The sequence below is a fragment of the Enterococcus sp. 2G9_DIV0600 genome (genome assembly GCF_002140615.1).
Classification (GTDB): domain Bacteria; phylum Bacillota; class Bacilli; order Lactobacillales; family Enterococcaceae; genus Enterococcus_D; species Enterococcus_D innesii.
Genome location: NZ_NGLL01000001.1, coordinates 112,931 through 132,324, shown reverse-complemented (window position 1 = coordinate 132,324; position 19,394 = coordinate 112,931). Strand labels below are relative to the sequence as shown.

20 protein-coding genes are annotated in these 19,394 nt (G+C 44.5%); 13 read left to right on the top strand and 7 right to left on the bottom strand.

Annotated elements, in window-relative coordinates; genetic code table 11:
* Positions 1-29: 29 nt before the first annotated feature.
* A complete protein-coding gene (locus A5870_RS00605) occupies positions 30-1,553 on the bottom strand; it encodes a flavocytochrome c (protein ID WP_005233089.1) in 1,524 nt (507 codons plus the stop codon).
* Positions 1,554-2,031: 478 nt separating this feature from the next.
* Between A5870_RS00605 and A5870_RS00600 the strand changes: the two genes are divergently transcribed.
* The gene (locus A5870_RS00600) at positions 2,032-2,451 is read left to right on the top strand and encodes a phosphate-starvation-inducible PsiE family protein (protein WP_008381850.1); all 420 of its coding nucleotides are present in this window, start codon (positions 2,032-2,034) and stop codon (positions 2,449-2,451) included.
* Positions 2,452-2,466: 15 nt separating this feature from the next.
* On the opposite strand, the gene A5870_RS00595 is transcribed toward A5870_RS00600, so the two are convergent.
* A complete protein-coding gene (locus A5870_RS00595; protein ID WP_086291497.1) occupies positions 2,467-4,272 on the bottom strand; it encodes a sensor histidine kinase in 1,806 nt (601 codons plus the stop codon).
* A gap of 53 nt (positions 4,273-4,325) precedes the next feature.
* Here A5870_RS00595 and A5870_RS00590 point away from each other — a divergent pair, with 53 nt between their 5' ends.
* Positions 4,326-5,042: a response regulator transcription factor gene (locus A5870_RS00590; protein WP_008381846.1), complete on the top strand. Its 717-nt coding sequence runs from the start codon at positions 4,326-4,328 to the stop codon at positions 5,040-5,042.
* Here the strand turns inward: A5870_RS00590 and citG are convergent.
* The 3 genes from citG to A5870_RS00575 form a co-directional block, all read right to left on the bottom strand.
* Entirely contained in the window at positions 5,019-5,882 is an 864-nt protein-coding gene (gene citG, locus A5870_RS00585; RefSeq protein WP_229045659.1) for a triphosphoribosyl-dephospho-CoA synthase CitG, read from the bottom strand. The two genes, A5870_RS00590 and citG, sit on opposite strands and share 24 nt — an antisense overlap.
* Positions 5,875-6,570, bottom strand: a complete 696-nt coding sequence (locus tag A5870_RS00580; RefSeq protein ID WP_005233081.1) for a GntR family transcriptional regulator — start codon at positions 6,568-6,570, stop codon at positions 5,875-5,877. Before A5870_RS00580 ends, citG begins: the two co-directional genes overlap by 8 nt.
* A 116-nt stretch (positions 6,571-6,686) precedes the next feature.
* Complete coding sequence (locus tag A5870_RS00575; protein WP_034872423.1) at positions 6,687-8,033, bottom strand: CitMHS family transporter; 1,347 nt, start codon at positions 8,031-8,033, stop codon at positions 6,687-6,689.
* 396 nt (positions 8,034-8,429) lie between these two features.
* Between A5870_RS00575 and A5870_RS00570 the strand changes: the two genes are divergently transcribed.
* The 11 genes from A5870_RS00570 to A5870_RS00515 all read left to right on the top strand — a co-directional run bounded on the left by A5870_RS00570 (position 8,430) and on the right by A5870_RS00515 (position 17,001).
* Positions 8,430-8,813 (top strand): hypothetical protein, encoded by a 384-nt coding sequence (locus tag A5870_RS00570; protein ID WP_086291495.1) that lies wholly within the window; start codon positions 8,430-8,432, stop codon positions 8,811-8,813.
* Positions 8,814-8,822: 9 nt separating this feature from the next.
* Complete coding sequence (locus A5870_RS00565) at positions 8,823-9,236, top strand: acetyl-CoA carboxylase biotin carboxyl carrier protein subunit (RefSeq protein WP_086291494.1); 414 nt, start codon at positions 8,823-8,825, stop codon at positions 9,234-9,236.
* Between the two features lie 23 nt (positions 9,237-9,259).
* Positions 9,260-10,375: a sodium ion-translocating decarboxylase subunit beta gene (locus tag A5870_RS00560; RefSeq protein WP_081119350.1), complete on the top strand. Its 1,116-nt coding sequence runs from the start codon at positions 9,260-9,262 to the stop codon at positions 10,373-10,375.
* A gap of 24 nt (positions 10,376-10,399) precedes the next feature.
* The gene (locus A5870_RS17505) at positions 10,400-10,525 is read left to right on the top strand and encodes an OadG-related small transporter subunit (RefSeq protein ID WP_008381833.1); all 126 of its coding nucleotides are present in this window, start codon (positions 10,400-10,402) and stop codon (positions 10,523-10,525) included.
* Positions 10,526-10,537: 12 nt separating this feature from the next.
* Complete coding sequence (gene citC, locus A5870_RS00550; RefSeq protein WP_086291493.1) at positions 10,538-11,533, top strand: [citrate (pro-3S)-lyase] ligase; 996 nt, start codon at positions 10,538-10,540, stop codon at positions 11,531-11,533.
* 12 nt (positions 11,534-11,545) lie between these two features.
* Entirely contained in the window at positions 11,546-11,854 is a 309-nt protein-coding gene (citD, locus tag A5870_RS00545; protein ID WP_005230465.1) for a citrate lyase acyl carrier protein, read from the top strand.
* Positions 11,842-12,729 carry a citrate (pro-3S)-lyase subunit beta gene (gene citE / locus A5870_RS00540; RefSeq protein WP_086291492.1) on the top strand — a complete coding sequence of 296 codons (888 nt, stop codon included), beginning with the start codon at positions 11,842-11,844 and terminating at the stop codon, positions 12,727-12,729. The genes citD and citE overlap by 13 nt, the downstream gene beginning before the upstream one ends.
* A gap of 2 nt (positions 12,730-12,731) precedes the next feature.
* On the top strand, positions 12,732-14,264 hold the full coding sequence (gene citF, locus A5870_RS00535) for a citrate lyase subunit alpha (RefSeq protein ID WP_086291491.1): 1,533 nt from the start codon (positions 12,732-12,734) through the stop codon (positions 14,262-14,264).
* On the top strand, positions 14,257-14,799 hold the full coding sequence (gene citX / locus A5870_RS00530) for a citrate lyase holo-[acyl-carrier protein] synthase (RefSeq protein WP_242595940.1): 543 nt from the start codon (positions 14,257-14,259) through the stop codon (positions 14,797-14,799). The genes citF and citX overlap by 8 nt, the downstream gene beginning before the upstream one ends.
* Entirely contained in the window at positions 14,796-16,187 is a 1,392-nt protein-coding gene (locus A5870_RS00525) for an oxaloacetate decarboxylase subunit alpha (protein ID WP_086291489.1), read from the top strand. The genes citX and A5870_RS00525 overlap by 4 nt, the downstream gene beginning before the upstream one ends.
* A 274-nt stretch (positions 16,188-16,461) precedes the next feature.
* Positions 16,462-17,001 carry a DUF1697 domain-containing protein gene (locus tag A5870_RS00515; RefSeq protein ID WP_086291487.1) on the top strand — a complete coding sequence of 180 codons (540 nt, stop codon included), beginning with the start codon at positions 16,462-16,464 and terminating at the stop codon, positions 16,999-17,001.
* A 442-nt stretch (positions 17,002-17,443) separates the two neighbouring features.
* Here the strand turns inward: A5870_RS00515 and A5870_RS00510 are convergent, their stop codons facing one another.
* Together A5870_RS00510 and A5870_RS00505 are read right to left on the bottom strand one after the other, a co-directional pair.
* The gene (locus tag A5870_RS00510) at positions 17,444-18,313 is read right to left on the bottom strand and encodes an ROK family protein (RefSeq protein ID WP_086293360.1); all 870 of its coding nucleotides are present in this window, start codon (positions 18,311-18,313) and stop codon (positions 17,444-17,446) included.
* 51 nt (positions 18,314-18,364) lie between these two features.
* The gene (locus A5870_RS00505) at positions 18,365-19,357 is read right to left on the bottom strand and encodes a LacI family DNA-binding transcriptional regulator (protein ID WP_002323463.1); all 993 of its coding nucleotides are present in this window, start codon (positions 19,355-19,357) and stop codon (positions 18,365-18,367) included.
* Positions 19,358-19,394: the final 37 nt, after the last annotated feature.

Genomic DNA, 19,394 nt, shown 5'->3' with positions numbered 1-19,394 from the left:
GACGATCTTTTTCAGGAAAAAACAGCCGCTTATTTCCCGTTTTCTTTCACATAGTCAGAGGATTGCGCGCCTGCTTGGCGACCAAAGACCATAATGTCGGCTACAGCATTGCCGCCGATTCGATTTTGTCCGTGGATACCGCCGGTCACTTCACCTGCTGCATACAAGCCAGTGATTGGTGTGCCATCTTCTTTCAACACTTGGGTCTTCGTATTGATCTTGACGCCGCCCATTGTATGGTGGATCCCAGGTGCAATTTGAATCGCATAGAATGGTCCTTCCGTCAAATCATAGTCCATCGCCGTTTCACGACCGAAATCTTTGTCGGCTTTGTCTGCCACTGCTTGGTTCCATGTATCTAAAGTTTTCTTCAAGGTTGCTGGATCAACATCAATTTTTTCAGCTAACGCTTCGATGGTGTCAGCTTCTACCACTACACCTTGTTCTTTGTAGTAATCGACTTGTTTGGCTCTACCTGCTAACGCATTATCAAAAATCAAGTAGGCATAGCTTTCTGGCAGATCCGTAATAGCAGCTGAAACATTGTCGCGGGTTTCTAATTCATTGTAGAAACGTTCCCCTTGTTGGTTCACCAAAATGGCGCCTTCTCCACGAACGGTTTCACTGATCAACATCCCTGTATCTTGAACCACTGTTGGATGGACTTGGATTTGATCCATATCAACCGTTGCGCCGCCTAATTCTTCGATCATCTTGATGCCATCGCCTGTACTTCCTTCAGAAGTCGTGCTGACATAGCCTTTCAGATCTGGACGATATTTTTCGATCAGTTCTTTGTTGGAGCCAAAACCACCAGTAGTAACAACCACTGCATCACCAGCGATTTCTTTTTCTTCGCCATTGATTTTCACGTTGACGCCAGTGACTTTGCCGTCTGTTTCATTGATTTTTGTCACATCAGCATTTACAAACAAAGGAATTTCTTGCTCATGAATGTTTCTCAACAGGCCATCCACCAAATACGTACCGACTGCTGAACCGTCATGAGGACGATGGATCCGTTTCACACTGGCACCGCCACTGTAACTGATATTGTCTAAAGTGATCCCCATTGAATCCAACCAATCAATCGCTGAAGCAGAGTTGTCTACTAAATAATGCAGCAATTCTTGATCGTTGGTTCCTTTACCACCTTTAAGGGTATCTTCAAAAAATTGTTCATTGGAATCTTCAATACCTTGGGCTTCTTGGAATTTGGTTTCTGATGCGTTCATTCCGCCAGAAGATTTCAAGGTATTTCCGCCTGCGATCGGCATTTTTTCTAAAATGACTGGATTCATTCCAGCATCTTTAGCCGACAAGGCTGCTGCCATCCCTGCACCGCCAGCACCAACGATGACGATATCATATTGATCTTTTAACTCTGCTGGATCGGTATACTCTTGTTGGGAAGCACCTGAAGTGACTTCACTTTCTGAAGAAGAGCTTGCCGCACTGCTGCTGGCTTTTGTTCCGCCATCGGCACCACATGCACTAAGCAACAATAATGAGGCTGCCCCAATCACCCATTTTGACCATCCACTTTTTTTCATTTGTTTCCCTCCGTTTTTCTTGCTCTTTTCTCCTCACTGATCCCCGTCATATATGATGAGAAAAGAAGCTTTTTTCTTGTGAACTCTGCCCAACTTGTTACTTTATTAACAATGGTAAATATCTTGCGATCGGACTATTTTTCTATTCGACAGCGATAAAAACATTGTTTAAGCAACATTTCAACAGCGCTCTATTCTATTTAACCATTGTAACAAAAAAAGAAACTAAGTGTCTCGTAATAATTTGTGTATATTTTAACTATATATTCTCATCTTTTTCTAATTTTATCGGAAAAAGATACTATATTTTCCTCGCTACTTTCTGCTATTGAAAGCTATCACAAAAGACATGCCCATAGAATGACCGTTAAGCTTGTGGTCAAAAAGATATGGCCGCGATTGTTCTTTCTCTGTTCTTTTCCCTTTGTCCTACGCCTTCTTTTGTATAATAAAAGAAAAAGCAGAAATGGAGTGGCAAATGGAAAAATTGACCCGGATGTTCGAGCGAGTGATCAGTATCTGTATTGATAGCATGTTAGCGATCTTAGTCGTTGTCGTCTTGATTTTTATGGGAAAAGCGATTTTTATGATCAGCACGACGCTCTTTCCTTTAAGCGAAGCGCCCCACCTGTCCTTTTTGATTGAAGAAATTGCCACGTTATTCATTTTATTAGAAATCATTTTGATGTTGCTGCGGTATATGAAGGACGGACACCATATTCCCGTCCGTTACTTGATTTTGATCAGTATCACTGCGATTTTGCGCGAGTTATTATTGACGCAAGGCATGGCGAACGATGCCCTATTTTTTGCTTTAGCGATCTTTGTCTTGGTACTGGTCTTGCTAGTCCTGCAAAAAATCAATGCCTTCCAGCATGCCCAAGAAAAAGACCACTGAAACTAGCCCGTCGGATCAGTTGGGTTCAGTGGCTTTTTCGGGATCAGTTAGAGGAATACCAATATAAAAGGTGGTTCCTTTAGGCGTACTCGTAACATCAATCAACCAGTCGTTTTTTTCCACGATCGAAGAGACAGTAAAGAGTCCTAGACCAGTACCACCAGTGGCACTCTTGGTCGTGAAGAAACGGGTAAAGATTTTTTCTTGGATCGCTTCTGGTATGCCGGGACCGTTGTCGGCAATTTCGATCAAAGCAAATTCCTGTTGCGCTGGGAATGCTTGCTTACGAAACGGAATGTTGGCGGTTTTTGTCGAACTGCGACTCAATCGAATGCTGCAATCGGCATTTGCTTGGTACACATTCATCAACAAATTGTAAATGATCACTTGCAGATCGATTTTCTCGTAGACGGCATATCCCGCTTCTTGGATATCATACGTAAGGGAAAAGGCTTTTGGCAACAGTGCGCGCATAGTATCGATGGCTTCTGTCAAGGTAGTAGCGATCGACTGCACAGTTTTATCGGCACTTTCGAGTTTCGAAAAACGTAGCACATTGCTGGCTAACTCTTTGCCTTTTTCCGCCGCTTTGCAGACTTCTTGCAAGTCCTCCACTAAGACTTCATCGTGTTGGTTTTCCTCGATCAGCAATTGCAGATGACCAATCATTGGCGTCAAAAAGTTGTTTAGGTCATGGACGATCGAGGTCGTTAGCAAGCCAATGGTTTCCAGTTTTGATTCTTGCAAAATGTTTTTTTCGATTTCGTGCTTTTCTTTTAACAGCCGTTGTCGTTCTTTCAATGCTTGGTTTTCGACATAGGCTTGATTGCGTTTCATGTAGTTTTTGATCAGGACGGTCAATAAAATCATAATGACAAACAACAAACCCAGTAGGCCGATCAAAATCAAGTTGTCTTGTAAAAAGAGACCGCTTTGCTCCAAAAAATCGGCATTGCTAGCGACGATCAGCCGACTGTCGCCGATGGTGATCCATTGATAAGCAGCCAATTTCAGTACTTTTTGCAATGTTTCTTCATTCCACCAATAAGAATAATAGACAGAGGTGCCTGCTTCATTGTCGATTTGTTCTTGCTCCAAGCGCTCAAGATCGGTGAAATCCAGCTCTGGAAATTCTTTTTTGCGGCTCTCAACGATGGAAAAACCAATTTGTTCGTCCGATGGGTGCATAACGATCCGCATATCGGCGTTTTTGACCATCGTATAGCCGGAGACATTGCGATCGGTGGTAAATTCATGATGATACATGCGCTGTAGATTCAAAGGCATCACAAGAACCGCTTCTTTGTCGTCAAGGGTTAGGGACTGATACACATTTAGATAGGCCTCTTTACCATCGAAATAGACTTGCCCATTTTGTACTTGCCGTCCTGCCAATACTTTGTCTAAGGATGGGTCTTTGAATAACAATTCTTGCACCGGCGGGTCTTCTGGTTTATTGACCGCCGTTGCGGTATTTTGGGCGATGACCTGACCTTGTTGGTCGATCAAAAACAATCCGACCATGGCATTGTTCGCGGAATTGATCACTGGTAACGTTAAGGGCCGCTGCAAGTCAGCCAAGGCGGCACCTTCGAGGTGGTCATCGGCATAATTGGCAAGAGCCATGTGGTACGATTCGATACTACGGCTGATCAGCTTGATCGCCGCTTGGTTGACCGTTTCTAACTGCCGCAACCCGACGGTTTCAGCTTGTCTTTGTGCGCTTTTATAACTTGTAAAGGTAAAAATAAGTCCAATCAATGTAATGAATAAGGTAGCGACCACGCTTAAATACAGCCAAAACTTTGATGGCGGTTTCATTGTAAACCCCTTTCATATTTACTATAATACTATTGATACAGGAGGCGGATATTTTGCGAGATGAAAAAATTTTAATCGTTGATGATGACCCTGCCATTCGGCGGCTGATTTGGAAATCTTTACAGTCGACGGGCATTTTGATCTACCAGACTGATTCCGTTGAAAAAACGATTGCGATCAATTCTCGTGTCAGCTTTGATCTTTTTTTACTGGATATCAGTTTGGAGCATGAAAATGACGGCTATCATTTGGCACAACTGATTCGAGAAGAAAACCCCACGGTGCCGATCGTCTTTTTGAGCGGTAAAAGTGACGAAAAAGATATGATCAACGGCTATGAGATCGGCGCTGATCACTACATTACGAAGCCTTTTTCACCGGCACTCTTAAAAGCACAAATCGTTTCGATTCTAGATCGCCGCAACGTGCTGCGAGAAAAAGGGATCGCTAAACCGGAAGGAGATCTGTGCAGCGGCATGTTTCGTTTTGACCAAAAACGCTATCAGTTTTTCAAAAATGATCAGCCCATCAAGTTGTCTTCAAAAGAAATCATGCTGATGCGCTTTTTCATGGAAAATCCGGATCAAGTGTTCTCGAAAGAACAGATTTACAGTAATGTTTGGCAAGATGGCCAATTCGATGCCAATACCGTGATGGTTTTTATCAATCATCTGCGAAACAAAATTGAAGATGAGCCGAAGCAAGCCCGTTTTTTGAAAACCGTTTGGGGGATCGGCTATACCTTTTTACCAGAAGGAGACGCCTTCTAGCTGCAAGAAATAAAGGGCCAAGGCTAAAAGATCCGCCGAGCCGCCGGGACTCAAATGGCGTGCAATCAATACTTGATCATAGGTCGTTAATTCACGAAGCAAGTCTGTATCCGACAGATTGGCTTGGTGAATTTTTTGCATCTCCTGCTGCACGGTCTTCATCGCCTCGTAGCCGCCTCGGTGGACGAGGTTGCTGTCTTCGGTTTCACTCATTAGATAGACCAACCCTCGCAACAAGGAAACGGAGGTTTTTTGTGGTTGCTGCCGCAAGTACTCCAGCAGTTTTTTGACCGTTGGATACCCAGCTGCAGCTTCTCCACGAATCCCCATCGTGCCATAGGTCAAATAATTTTTTTCTCCGTAAGACAACTGGTCTTTGTGGGTGATTTGCTGCAGGTCTTGCTTGACCAAATGCTGGCAGATATCGGCAGCAAGCTGCAGGATCTGATTGGTATCTTCAGCCGTCAGCTCCGCCTTGCCATTTTGTTGATAATAGACTCCTGTTGCCCCCAACAAAACTGCAAAGGAAAAATTCGCCCCCTTGTGGGTATTGATGCCTTTGGTTGCCTGAAGCATCGCTTCTTCTGCTTCTTGACCGATGCCTCGTAACTGGTCAAACAGCTGGATCAGCGAGCCTGTATGGGCAAAACCGGCTTGGCTATAGCGCTGAAAAAACGGCGCCAAACAAGTGATACTATTGATAAAGGTAAACACATTCATGTCCTGATGCGCACCGGATGAGCAAGGATCTACTAAACCAGGCTTGGGAGCTAACACTACCTCATAATGCAGCGCATTGACTGCATAGTTGCTGGCGGTAAAAAGACGGGAATCAGTCAATTTTTCTTCGCTCCATTTCAGCAAGAATAAATTGCAGGGAATGATCCAAATGTTCATGGGTCAACAACGTGATCTGTTCCGTGTCATTGGTTCTCATGCCGCGATAAATCAGCCAATGTTCCGCCAATGCCGCATCCCTTCTTCTAGAAGAGCGAATCGCAATGTCGCGGAAATACACGAGGTACGCTTGCAGATCCAGCACGATACTTTTTAACCGCAGCATCTGGCTTTTTTCGTAAATAAACGCATTGAAGTCAGAAAAGTTTTTCAAGACCCCATCCACATCATCCTCACGATTCAGCTGTTCGCCATGTTCTAACAAGCAGCGCATCTCCCGGAAATCTTCCTCACTCATCAAGGCCATTGCTTTGATAGTCGCCAACGTATCCAATGATTTACGGATATCATAAATCTCATAGGCATCTTTGATACTGATCCCTTTTACAACGATGCCGATTTTTGGCACATGCTCCACCAGTTTTTCAGCCACCAGCTGAGTCATGGCGTAACGAATCGGGGTTCGGCTGATATTTAGCGTATCGGAAAATTCTTTCTCATTGATGCGAGAGCCTGCGGGAATGTCTCCTAAAATGATGGTTTTTTTGAACGCTTCATAGATCAAATCTTTTAATGGTTTATTTTTGGTCAGATCCAGATTTTTATTTACTGCATCAATAATTGGATTCATGATTTACTCCTATCATACTAAAAACAAATGAGATTTTTGGGAAAAAATAAGTTTATCGATAAACAAGGAAAACTACCGAGCAAAATGGCAGCCTGCTCGATAGTTTCTGTATGAAATTACTGTGGAATATAAAACGGCATGTGACCTAATAGCACGATCGTAACGACGAAGATCACGAAAATCCCCAGTGCGTATTTCGCAGCTTCTTTTTGCCATTGTCCCATATCTAAGCCCGTCAAGCGCAACAGCAAGTAGATGAAGGCAACCAATGGACTTAACAAGTGGAACGCTTGGCCCATTAAAGAGGCTAAGGCCATCTGCATATTGGTGAAACCATACGAACGACCTGCTTCTGCTAAGACTGGCAGGACCCCAAAGTAAAATCCGTCATTGGAAATAAAGAAGGTCCCAGGTGCAGAAATCAGGGCAATGACTAATCCCCAGAAACCAGCCAATTGTTTAGGGATGATTTGCGTGAAGCTATTCGCCAAAGCCGTTGCCATCCCTGAGCCTTGGAACAAGCCCATGAAGACGCCCGCTGCAAAAACTAAAATTACGACTTGCACGGCGTCGCCGCCGTTGGCACCGATCCGTGACGATTGATCTTTCAAAATTGGGTAGTTGACCATCAATGCGATACAAGTACCTACAAGGAATAACAAGATTGGTGGTAAAGCGATACTAGAAATAAAGGAGCTTGCTACTAACCAGCCAATCAAGACGATCGTTAAGATACCATTGAAGACAAAGTTTTTCGGACGACGGATCGCTAATGTATCAGGATCAGTCACAGTCGTCATTTCTAAAATCTCATCGTTCGTCAGTTCCGTAACCCCTAAACGTTTCCGTTCTTGGATCCCCATTCTGCGAGCTACGAAGAAAATCACATATAACAGAGACAAAATCATTCCTGGCAACAAATAAGAAAGAATATCCGCATCAACTTCCAACACCGCCATTGCCCGAGCAGTCGGTCCGCCCCATGGCAATAAGTTCATGATGGTGTTTTGCAAAATAATCAAGACACCAAGGTTCATCATTTTCATATTCAGCTTCTTGTAGATGGGAATAAACGCAGAACAGCAGATCAAGGTAGTGGTCGTTCCATCACCGTTCAAAGAGACTGCAGCGGCAACGACTGCCGTTGCCATCAAGACTTTCATCGGATCGCCTTTGGCAAAATAAATCATTTTTTTCGTGATTGGATCAAATAAACCGGCATCCAACATAATGGAAAAGTACAAAATCGCAAACAGCAACATGATCCCTGTGTTGGCTGTAGTGGAGATTCCCTCAAGAACAAAATCTCCGATGTTGCCTTTTTCGGAAACACCGGCAACCATCGCAACGAGGGTAAATAGTAATGGGATAATTACTAAGGATGTAAAGGGTGACATTTTTTTCTTCATGATGACAAACATGAAGACAATAATCATGGCATAGGACAAAATTGTTAAGAACATTTTCTTCTTCCTTTCATGCATCGAAATGTGTAAGCGTTATCAAAAAACATTTTTAAAAAAATTACAGGCCCGTAATTTATTAGTGACAAGCGCCACTAGTTTGTGAAAATTTTTCTTTTCTTAAAGTAAACAATGTTATTGAATGCTTTACACGTCTAAGAATAAACAATCAAGAATTAGAAAAAAAGACCCGTTTACAAAAAGAACAGCAAAAAAACAATTTCTCTTTTCAAATCTTATTTTTCGTTTAAAAAGTTCTTAACAGAATATTAACGCAAGAAAAACCTTGATAAAACAACGTTTATCTCGGTTTTTCGCTCTTTTCTCAAAAAAGGAACACCGAAAAAACAATTTTGAGCTGAAATAATTCTCGCTGATTGAACAGGAGTTTCTATAATGAAAGAGAACGAATCATTGAGAAAGGAGAAGCCCATGAATCTTATTAAAAGATTGTTCAAAAAAACGCATGATGAACCAGATGCGCCTGTCAGTCCTCCTCTGAAGCCAAGGGAAATGATAGCGGATCCACCCACATCTGTTTGGCAAGAAATGTCGAGCTATCAGCCGGCGCCAGCAGAAGATTATCCACTAGTCAGTCTGATAGCCGCCGCACTAGGTGCCGAGTGTTCCCCTGAAAGTCAGTTTGTCATTCGTAGAATTGAGAAACGCAATCCTGAATTTAAGCGAGTCACCCTGATAGCCGCCAGTATTGCCGCCGGAGAGCTGCCTGATTCTCAGTTCACAATCAAAAAAATAGCCAAAAAAAATGAAAACAAGTGAGGGAAAAACATGTTACGTAAATTTAAAATAGCAATCGATGGGCAAGAATATCTTGTCGAAATGGAAGAAATCGGTGCGCCGCAAATTACCGCTCCTGCCCCAGCAGTGCCAACACCGGCTCCCGCAGCGGTACCTGCTCAACCAGAGCCAGTCAGCACACCAGAACCAGAAGCCGCACCACAGCCAGCGCCAGCTACGCTCCCTGCTGACGGCGAGCCGATTCATTCTCCGATGCCGGGAACGATTTTACGTCTCTTGGTCAATGTAGGTGATACTGTACAAGAAAATCAGTCATTGATGATTTTAGAAGCCATGAAGATGGAAAATGAGATCGTGGCACCAAAAGCCGGAACCGTGGTTGCCATTGCAGTCAATGCGGGCGATATGGTCAACCCAGGAGAACTGCTGATTACGATCGGCTAATTTATTGAAAAGGAAGTGACGTAGTGGAAACGTTAATTGAAGGTGTAGTCGGGTTAGGATCAGAGCCGGGACGGATCGTTATGATGTTCATCGGTGGTCTATTGATGTATTTGGGGATCAAGAAAGAATATGAACCAACCTTGTTAGTCCCTATGGGATTGGGCACGTTGTTAGTGAACTTCCCGAACTCAGGTGTGTTAAGTGCTGGTGGAGAAGCTGGCCCGTTCCAAGTATTGTTTGATATGGGGATCTCAACTGAATTGTTCCCTTTGCTTTTGTTTATCGGGATTGGTGCGATGATCGACTTCGGTCCATTGCTGCAAAATCCATTTCTTTTGTTGTTTGGTGCCGCTGCGCAATTCGGGATCTTCTTTACGATCATCGTTGCCGTGCTGCTTGGCTTTGATTTAAACGACGCAGCTTCCATCGGGATCATCGGTGCCGCTGACGGACCAACGTCGATTTTTGTCGCAAATACGCTGAACTCGAAATATATGGGTGCGATCATGGTGGCAGCTTACTCTTACATGGCGCTAGTACCGATCATTCAACCGGTAGCCATCAAAGCAGTGACGACCAAGCATGAACGAAAAATCCGTATGACGTATCGTGCCGGAGAAGTTTCGCAAACGGCCAAAATTTTGTTCCCAATCGTGATCTCGATCGTAGCAGGGTTGATTGCGCCTGTTTCATTGCCATTGGTCGGATTTTTGATGTTCGGAAATCTCTTGCGGGAATGTGGTGTCTTGGATCGTTTGTCCATCACTGCTCAAAACGAACTGGTGAATATCATCAGTATCCTCCTAGGTTTATCAATTTCTGTGAAAATGCAATATGAAGAATTCTTACAAGTCGATACATTGATGGTCATTGGTTTAGGGCTGGTTGCCTTCATTATGGACTCGGTCGGCGGCGTGTTGTTTGCGAAAGTGCTGAACTTGTTCCGTAAAGAAAAAATCAACCCAATGATCGGCGCAGCCGGAATCTCTGCGTTTCCAATGTCTAGCCGGGTCATCCAAAAAATGGCGACAGATGAAGATCCGCAAAACTTTATCTTGATGCATGCAGCCGGTGCCAACGTTTCAGGACAGATTGCTTCGGTCATCGCTGGTGGCTTACTGCTGGCACTGATTGCTTAGGTTACTAGAAAGGAGAGGAAAACTATGAGTCAAGATTTACTGACTTCATTTGAATTGTTGTTATTCGGTTGGGGCGGCGTCTTTGTCGTGATCCTGATCATCTACTTCGCATCCTTGCTTTTGTCGAAGCTCTTTCCAGTAAAAAAATAAAGAAGGCATTGTATGTATACCTTAAAAAGAATCTGGCTGCAAAAAGATCCGGAAGTCTTTTTGCAATGGCAAAAATTGATCACTCATGCTGGCTTAGCCGTCGGTGAAGAAGTAGCCTATACCGTGGGCATTTTTGACCAGCAAACCTTGATTGCTACTGCTTCTTGCTATGCCAATATCATCAAGTATGTGGTGGTCTGTGAAAAAAAACGCTCCGAACAGCTGTTGACGCAATTGATTTCGCACCTGAGCGATCATATCAAAGACGAGGGCTATACCAAGTCCTTCGTCTATACAGCACCGAAAAATCGCCTGTTTTTTGAATCCCTCGGGTTTCATGAAGTACTGGCAGCACAAGACATCTTGTTCATGGAACAAGGCGTCCCTTCTTATGAAAGCTATGCCCAACAGCTGCAACGGCTGCGAATCGGACAAAAAAACGGCGCGATCTTGATGAACGCCAATCCTTTTACCAAAGGACATTTGTACTTAGTTGAAACAGCTGCGAGTCAAAAAGAGCAGGTTTATGTGTTCGTTTTGTCAGAAGACCGTTCACAATTTTCTGCCAGTGAACGGCTGCAGATGGTGACGGAGGGCGTGGCTCACCTGTCAAATGTAACGGTGCTGCCGACCAACAACTATCTCGTCTCTTCGGCAGTTTTTCCCAGTTATTTCTTGAAAGAGCAAGCACCTGAGGCGATCGCCAAAAAACAAGCCGCCTTTGATGCGACCCTCTTCAAAGAAAAAATTGCCCCGCTGTTGGCGATCACCACGCGTTTTGTAGGCTCAGAGCCTTATTCGCCCGTGACCCAACTCTACAATGAGGCGATGGCTACCGTTTTTTCTCCCGAGCTTAAACTGATCGTGATCGACCGTCTGAAGATCAACCAATCAACCGTTTCGGCTACTAAAGTTAGGAAAGCGATTGCAGAAAAAGATTTACCTTCCTTGCAGCAATTTTTGCCAGAAACAACGTTCACATTTTTAATGCAGCATAACTATATTTAGAGGTGATAATAAGTGGAAATCAAAAAAAGTGCGGTTGCCGGCTCCGTTGAATCCAGTGATATCTTGATCGCGATCGAGCCTACCACAACCCAAACCATCGAGCTGACCCTCGATAGCAGTGTCGAAAAACAATTCGGCAAACAAATTCGCGCCGTCATCCTTGAGACACTGAACCATCTAGGCGTGACACAGGCCAAAATCACCGCCACCGATAAAGGCGCATTGGACTGTACCATCAAAGCCCGAACTCTGACCGCCGTTCATCGGGCAGCCGAACAAGAACAGTATGCTTGGAAGGAGATCGACACATGGAACGTTTAAGAAGAACGATGATGTTTGTACCAGGAGCTAACGCTGCCATGCTACGAGATGCACCATTGTATGGCGCCGATTCCGTCATGTTTGATTTAGAAGATGCAGTCTCCTTGAATGAAAAAGACTCCGCTCGGACACTGGTGCATTTTGCCTTAAAAACCTTTGACTATTCTGCCATCGAAACCGTCGTACGCATCAACGGCCTCGACACGGTGGGTGCCCTTGATATCGAAGCGATGGTCCTAGCGGGGGTCAACGTCATTCGTCTACCGAAAACCGAAACCGCCCAAGACATCATTGACGTTGCCACTGTGATCACACAAGTAGAAGAAGACAATGATCTACCGGTAGGAACCACCAAAATGATGGCTGCCATCGAGTCGGCCGAAGGCGTTTTAAATGCCCGAGACATCGCCACAGCTTCCGAGCGCTTGATCGGGATCGCTTTAGGGGCAGAAGATTATGTCACCAATATGAAGACTCGTCGCTACCCAGATGGGCAAGAATTGTTGTTTGCCCGCAGTATGATCTTGCATGCAGCTAGAGCTGCGGGAATCGCCGCCATCGATACCGTCTTTTCTGATATCAATGATACAGATGGCTTTATCGCTGAAACGACCCGCATCAAACAGCTTGGTTTTGACGGAAAATCAGTGATCAATCCACGGCAGATTCCCCTAGTCAATGGGATCTATGCGCCTTCAAAAGCCGAGATCCAGCAGGCCAAAGAAGTGATCTGGGCCATTCGCGAAGCCGAAAGCAAAGGCTCTGGTGTGATCTCCTTGAATGGCAAAATGGTCGATAAACCAATCGTTGAGCGAGCGGAACGCGTGATCGCCCTTGCCAAAGCAGCGAAATTGATTACCGAGGAGGAAGTGTAATTATGGTGTTAAACAAAGCAGGAAAAGACATCCCTGAATGCTATGCCAACCAATACGGGGTCTTTGAAAATGAAACGGCCAATATCCATGGCTACAAAGAAGCGAGTCGCAAGATCGAGCCAGTCCTGCCGGGCAAAAGCAAGGTCTTGGGCAGTATTCGTGAAGCCATTGAAAAAACAGGGTTAACGGACGGCATGACGATCTCCTTCCACCATCATTTTCGCGAAGGGGACTTTATCATGAATCTCGTTTTGGACGAGATCGCAAAAATGGGCATCAAGAATCTTGCGATTGCCCCTAGTTCCATCGCGAATGTTCATGAACCATTGATCGGACATATCAAATCTGGGGTCGTGACCAATATCACCTCCAGCGGTCTGCGGGACAAAGTCGGTGCCGCAATCTCCGAAGGCATTATGGATGCACCGGTCATTATCCGTTCTCATGGCGGTCGGGCTCGTGCCATTGCCGCCGGCGATATCCACATCGATGTCGCTTTCTTAGGGGCGCCTAGCTCAGATGCGTATGGCAATGCCAATGGCACCGTCGGAAAAGCAACCTGCGGCTCATTGGGCTATGCGATGGTCGATGCAAAATACGCCGACCAAGTCGTGATCATCACCGACACCCTTGTGCCGTTTCCAAATACCCCAATCAGCATTCCCCAAACGGATGTCGATTATGTCGTGGAAGTCGACGCCATCGGTGATCCTGCAGGGATCGCAAAAGGGGCGACCCGCTTTACCAAAAATCCAAAGGAATTACTGATTGCTGAGTATGCAGCCAAGGTCATCACCAGCTCGCCTTACTACCAACAAGGCTTCTCCTTCCAAACTGGAACGGGCGGTGCCGCATTAGCCGTCTCTCGTTTTTTACGCGAAGCAATGATCAAAGATGAGATCAAAGCCAGCTTTGCCCTCGGCGGCATTACCAATGCCATGGTGGAACTGTTAGAAGAAGGATTAGTGGAAAAACTGATCGATGTCCAAGACTTTGATCATCCTTCCGCACAATCGCTAGGGAAAAACGCCAACCATTACGAGATCGATGCCAATATGTATGCCTCACCATTAAGCAAAGGGGCGTTTATCAATCAATTGGATACCGCCATTCTTTCCGCACTGGAAGTCGACACGGATTTCAATATCAATGTCATCACCGGTTCTGACGGTGTGATCCGCGGTGCTTCTGGCGGACACTCAGATACTAGTATGGCGTGCAAAATGAGCTTAGTGATCGCTCCTCTTGTGCGGGGACGGATCCCAACGATCGTCGATACCGTCAACACGATCGTCACTCCGGGTGCCAGTATTGATGTCGTCGTTACGGAAATCGGGATCGCCATCAATCCTGCTCGCAAAGACTTGATCAGCCATTTTGAAGCATTGGATATTCCCCAATACACTATTGAAGAATTAAAAGAAAAAGCCTACAGCATTGTCGGTCAACCCGAACCAATCAAGTACGGGGAAAAAACCGTCGCTTTGATCGAATACCGCGATGGCACGATCATTGATGTGGTCAAAAATGTCTGATGCCCTATTTTCAGGAAACCCTGTGACGCTAACCGATATGCTGCAGGCGCGAGAAAATAGAAGCTCCCTTCAACGGGAGCTTCTCGCTGCGGATGAAAAAGCGGCATTGCTTGTTGCCACCATGAATATTCCCGGTCCCGTGAAAAATTCTGTCCCATTGACCGCCGTTTTTGAAGAACTCATTACGGAAATCGAAGAGGCCGTCAAGGAACTGATTCCACTGGCAAACCTCTACCGTAGTTTGGAAACTGGACCGGAATATTATCTCGTACTGCCCACAGATCCTTATGAACTAAAACGAATGATGGTTCAGATTGAGACCCATCATCCTTATGGTCGATTGGTGGATCTGGATGTCTTAGCCAAAAACCAAGACCAGCTTTTACCTATCAGCCGCACCGAAATCGGACTGCCGGCAAGAAGCTGCTACGTCTGTGAACAAGATGCCAAAGTTTGTGGCCGTTCTAGAACTCATAGCGTAGCAGATATGCAGCAGCAGATCCGTAAAATCATTCAGGAAAGAGTGAAAGAATGAAAAAAATCCAACTTACCGAAACCGTCTTGCGGGACGGCCAACAAAGTCTGATCGCCACGCGAATGCCTACCAGCGATATGCTACCGATTTTAAAAACCATGGATCAAGCAGGCTATCATGCCCTTGAAATGTGGGGCGGCGCAACCTTCGATGCTTGTCTGCGTTTTTTAAATGAAGACCCATGGGAAAGATTGCGGGCGATCCGCAAAGAAGTGAAAAAGACCAAATTGCAAATGCTCTTACGGGGACAAAATCTCTTAGGTTACAAAAACTATGCCGATGACGTCGTTGCTGACTTTGTGACCAAATCGGTCGAAAACGGCATCGACATTCTTCGTTTGTTTGACGCCTTAAATGATGTCCGCAATTTAGAAACCGCCATCCATGCCACAAAAGCAGCCGGTGGACACTGTCAAACGGCAATCTCTTATACTACTAGCCAGATCCATACCGTGGATTACTTCGTTGACCTTGCCAACAAAATGGCAAACCTCGGCGCCGATTCCATCTGTATCAAAGATATGGCCGGCGTTTTGACGCCGCAAACCGGCTATGAGCTGGTCAGCCGAATCAAAGATGCCGTCGATCTGCCGCTAGAAGTCCATACCCATGCCACCAGCGGCATCGCTGAGATGACTTACTTGAAAGTTGCGGAAGCCGGTGCAGACATCATTGATACCGCCATCTCCTCTTTTGCTGGCGGTACCAGTCAGCCAGCAACCGAATCTGTGGCAATCGCCTTAGAAGATTGCGGCTTTGCTACGGGACTTGATCTGCAGAAAGTCGCTGAGATCGCGGAACACTTCAATCCCGTTCGTGATCGCTTCCGTGAAGAAGGACTACTGAATCCGAAAGTCAAAGATATCGAACCTAAAACCCTGATCTATCAAGTACCTGGTGGCATGTTGTCAAACCTACTCAGCCAATTGACGGAACAAGGATTGCAAGACAAGTATGAAGAAGTCTTAGCAGAAGTACCAAAAGTCAGAGCTGACTTGGGCTATCCGCCACTAGTGACCCCATTGTCGCAAATGGTCGGTACCCAAGCCTTGATGAATGTGATTTCAGGAGAACGCTACAAACTTGTCCCAAGTGAGATCAAAGATTACGTTAAAGGACTTTACGGTCAATCGCCAGCACCCATCAGCGACGAAATCAAAGAAACAATCATCGGAGATGCCGAAGTGATCACCGTTAGACCAGCTGATCTACTGGCGCCACAACTGCCAGCCTTCCGGGAAGAAATCGCTGAGTATGCCAAAAGCGAAGAAGACGTGCTGATGTACGTCCTCTTCCCTCAACAAGCCCAAGACTTTTTAGGCCGACGAGAAGATCCCTTTTATGATGTCCCCGTACAGACCGTGTCTGTGAGGATTGCGGTGGATTAACAACGAAGCCAGAAACAGAGAAAACGACTGAAAGTGCCCCTCACAAATTCGCTTGCTTGAGCAGATTTGTGAGGGTTGTTATCATTTCCAGGCTGTTTCTTCGTTTTTACTAATTAGCAGCGCAAAAATGCATGCGCCACAGCCACTCCACCAATAAGCTTGCATTCGTCGCTTCTCGCTCACGTATTTTGGGCAGCTGAGAAGCCAGGATTGTGCTTCTTCTCCATCCATTCTATAATCAGCTAAAAGAAGCGTTTTAAAGGAGGGTCTAGCCATGCAACGATACATCGCTTTATTAAGAGGCATCAATGTCGGTGGAAAGAACAAAATTTCTATGAAAGAATTGAAAGCCGGTTTTGAAGAACTGGGGTTTAGAGATGTGGTCACGTATTTGAATAGCGGCAATGTGATTTTTTCCAGTGAAGGGTATGATCCACAAGCCCTTGCCGAAATGATTAAAGCAATGATCAAACGGTACTTTTCCTTTGATATCGCTATTTATATAATTGGCCAAACAGATCTGCAGGAACGCTTGGCCCATAGACCTGACTGGTCAGGAACGGAAGATAAAACCATCTATGACAACCTGATCTTTTTGATGCCTTCACTGACCTACGAGGTGTTATCTGAAAAACTCGGGGCTCCAAATGCCGACCTTGAACAGGTTTTCCCTTACAAAGACGTCGTTTTCTGGTCCTACATCCGCAAAGACTATCAAAAAACCAATTGGTGGAAAAAAACAGCCAGCACCAGCGTCGGTAAACAGATTACGATTCGGACTATCAATACCGTGCGGAAGATTGCGAAGATGTGAGGAATAGCAAGCCTTCTAATAATTATAAAACCCGTCAGGTAGACTCTTCTGACGGGTTTCTTATAACATTCTAATGTCTCATTAGTTCTCGTTACTACTATTCGTGACGCACTTTAACTGACGTTAAGTTTCTACGCAATCATCCCAACTAGAAGCAATAAACTACCGAGAATAATAGATTTTCACATCGTGTCTTTCTATAATGAATATCTGTGATAAAACAAAAACCAAGCACTAAGAAGTAATTTTGAGGCAGCTAGATAACAATATAACTGAAGACGAGAACGAAAGAAAAAATTCTTATTTGCGACAGTCGATTACGCAAAAAAATATATATGAACATCTATTATTAGCCATCCTTTTTTCTAGCTCTCATTTTAGTTAACCTTTTTATCTATCCTAACTGCTATAAAAACTCTCTCGCACGTTCTTTAACATGCTGCTATTGTTCCAACTTCTTTATTGCTAAAGCTAAGCAGCCGATCAAACCTGCATCGTCAGCAAGCATTGGAGTTAGTAAGTATTCTTCAAGAGCAGGGGCATCCACATAGGAACCCATTTTTTCTTTAAACGCTTGGCGAATCAACTCGAGTAGTTGCGGCTGTTTCATTACACCCCCACCTAAAATTATTACTTCCGGTGCATATAGTAAAGTTGTGTTATACACACACTGAGCAAGATAATCTGCCTCAATCGCCCAATAAGGATGATCAAATGAAATGGTCTGGGCTTTTCTTCCAAAACGTTTTTCAATCGCGGGGCCTGAGGCTAACCCTTCCAAACAATCATGATGAAAAGGACAGATTCCTTCAAATTGATCTTCATTATGACGTTGTAGGAGCATATGTCCCATTTCAGGATGACTGAAACCTGTGACTATTTTTCCATCGACTACAGCACCACCACCAACACCAGTACCAACGGTGTAATAAAGAACACTATTTTTACCTTTTCCATACCCTGCCATATATTCTCCATAACAAGCAGCATTTACATCGGTAGTCCAATAGATGGGAACCGACAAGGCGTTTTCCAAAGCTCCTACAAAATGATAATTTTGCCAAGCTAACTTCGGGGTGTTGGTGATATATCCGTAAGTTCTTGATTCGATTTGAATATCAATTGGCCCAAATGCTCCTACACCAATTGATGCGATATTTCCTTTGTACTTATCAAAGAAATCAAACACTTGCTTCATCGTTTCTTCTGGTGTTGTGGTAGGAAAACTTTTCCGTTCTATCACTTGTAATTGTTCATTACCAATCCCACAGACAAACTTTGTTCCACCAGCTTCAATTCCACCATATAACATTTTATCTACACCTTTCATTCACTTATCTTCAAAAAAAGAAACGTATTTGCACTAAGCAAAATCGTTTCTCACTAAAGGTTTCGTTGTGCCACCTTCGCCAAATTCAATCGGCAATACGGTACGTTTTTCTACTGTCTCTCCATTAATGACAGCAATTAATTTTGCCACTGCCACTTCCGCCATTTGCTTTGTAGGTTGGGCAATTGTTGAGACGAGATAAGGGTCTCCTTCTGTCATCTTTTGACCATCAAATCCGATAACTTGGACATCCTCTGGTACGTTTTTCCCTATTTTTTCAAGCATACCAATGACAGCTAATGCCATCGGATCGTTGATCGTAAAAATCCCATCGATATCGGGATTCTCTAACAAAAAATTTGTTACACGTTCTGAGAGATGGTCTAAAGGTTCTAACATATCTAACGCTTTATAGGAAATCCCCAGTTGACGGCACTCGATCTCAAAATATTTTCGACGACTCTTCGTTTCATTCGGTGTTTCTTGGTACCCACCGATATATGCTACATTCTGACATCCTCGGCGATAAAGTTCATTTGCAGCCAAACGTCCACCGGCCGCATTGTCAGCGGTCACATAAATCACCTCTTCAGTGAAATAACGGTCAATACTAACAAAAGGCAGATTACTCGAAATGTATTCATCGATATCTGAATAAGTAATTCCAATGATGCCGTCTACTTTATTTTGGCTGACCATCTGGATATATTCTTGTTCTTTTTCACTATTCCCACTGGAGTTACACAAATAAAGCTTGTAGTTTTGTCTTTCTAATGCTGTTTCTACATGGTATGCAAATTCGCCAAAAAATGGATGCCATACAGTGGGTAGAATCAAAGCAACCGTATTCGTATGCTTCATCTTTAACCCCCGGGCATAAAAATCTGGTTGATAGTTTAACTCTGTCATTGCTGCTTCAACTTTTTCTCTAGTAGAAGCTTTAACAGAGCCGTTATTCAATACCCGGGAAACAGTTCCTACCCCGACACCTGCTAATTTTGCGACATCTTTCATTGTTGCTTTCATAGTTGATCCCTCACATTTCTGCACAAGTTTAGTATAA

What these genes read in the sequence shown, in the direction of transcription:
- A5870_RS00605 (WP_005233089.1), bottom strand. Translation starts at nt 1,553, where the DNA reads ATGAAAAAAAGTGGATGGTCAAAATGGGTGATTGGGGCAGCCTCATTA.
- A5870_RS00600 (WP_008381850.1), top strand. Translation starts at nt 2,032, where the DNA reads ATGGAAAAATTGACCCGGATGTTCGAGCGAGTGATCAGTATCTGTATT.
- A5870_RS00595 (WP_086291497.1), bottom strand. Translation starts at nt 4,272, where the DNA reads ATGAAACCGCCATCAAAGTTTTGGCTGTATTTAAGCGTGGTCGCTACC.
- A5870_RS00580 (WP_005233081.1), bottom strand. Translation starts at nt 6,570, where the DNA reads ATGAATCCAATTATTGATGCAGTAAATAAAAATCTGGATCTGACCAAA.
- A5870_RS00575 (WP_034872423.1), bottom strand. Translation starts at nt 8,033, where the DNA reads ATGTTCTTAACAATTTTGTCCTATGCCATGATTATTGTCTTCATGTTT.
- A5870_RS00570 (WP_086291495.1), top strand. Translation starts at nt 8,430, where the DNA reads ATGAAAGAGAACGAATCATTGAGAAAGGAGAAGCCCATGAATCTTATT.
- A5870_RS00565 (WP_086291494.1), top strand. Translation starts at nt 8,823, where the DNA reads ATGTTACGTAAATTTAAAATAGCAATCGATGGGCAAGAATATCTTGTC.
- A5870_RS17505 (WP_008381833.1), top strand. Translation starts at nt 10,400, where the DNA reads ATGAGTCAAGATTTACTGACTTCATTTGAATTGTTGTTATTCGGTTGG.
- citC (WP_086291493.1), top strand. Translation starts at nt 10,538, where the DNA reads ATGTATACCTTAAAAAGAATCTGGCTGCAAAAAGATCCGGAAGTCTTT.
- citE (WP_086291492.1), top strand. Translation starts at nt 11,842, where the DNA reads ATGGAACGTTTAAGAAGAACGATGATGTTTGTACCAGGAGCTAACGCT.
- citF (WP_086291491.1), top strand. Translation starts at nt 12,732, where the DNA reads ATGGTGTTAAACAAAGCAGGAAAAGACATCCCTGAATGCTATGCCAAC.
- citX (WP_242595940.1), top strand. Translation starts at nt 14,257, where the DNA reads ATGTCTGATGCCCTATTTTCAGGAAACCCTGTGACGCTAACCGATATG.
- A5870_RS00525 (WP_086291489.1), top strand. Translation starts at nt 14,796, where the DNA reads ATGAAAAAAATCCAACTTACCGAAACCGTCTTGCGGGACGGCCAACAA.
- A5870_RS00515 (WP_086291487.1), top strand. Translation starts at nt 16,462, where the DNA reads ATGCAACGATACATCGCTTTATTAAGAGGCATCAATGTCGGTGGAAAG.
- A5870_RS00510 (WP_086293360.1), bottom strand. Translation starts at nt 18,313, where the DNA reads ATGTTATATGGTGGAATTGAAGCTGGTGGAACAAAGTTTGTCTGTGGG.
- A5870_RS00505 (WP_002323463.1), bottom strand. Translation starts at nt 19,357, where the DNA reads ATGAAAGCAACAATGAAAGATGTCGCAAAATTAGCAGGTGTCGGGGTA.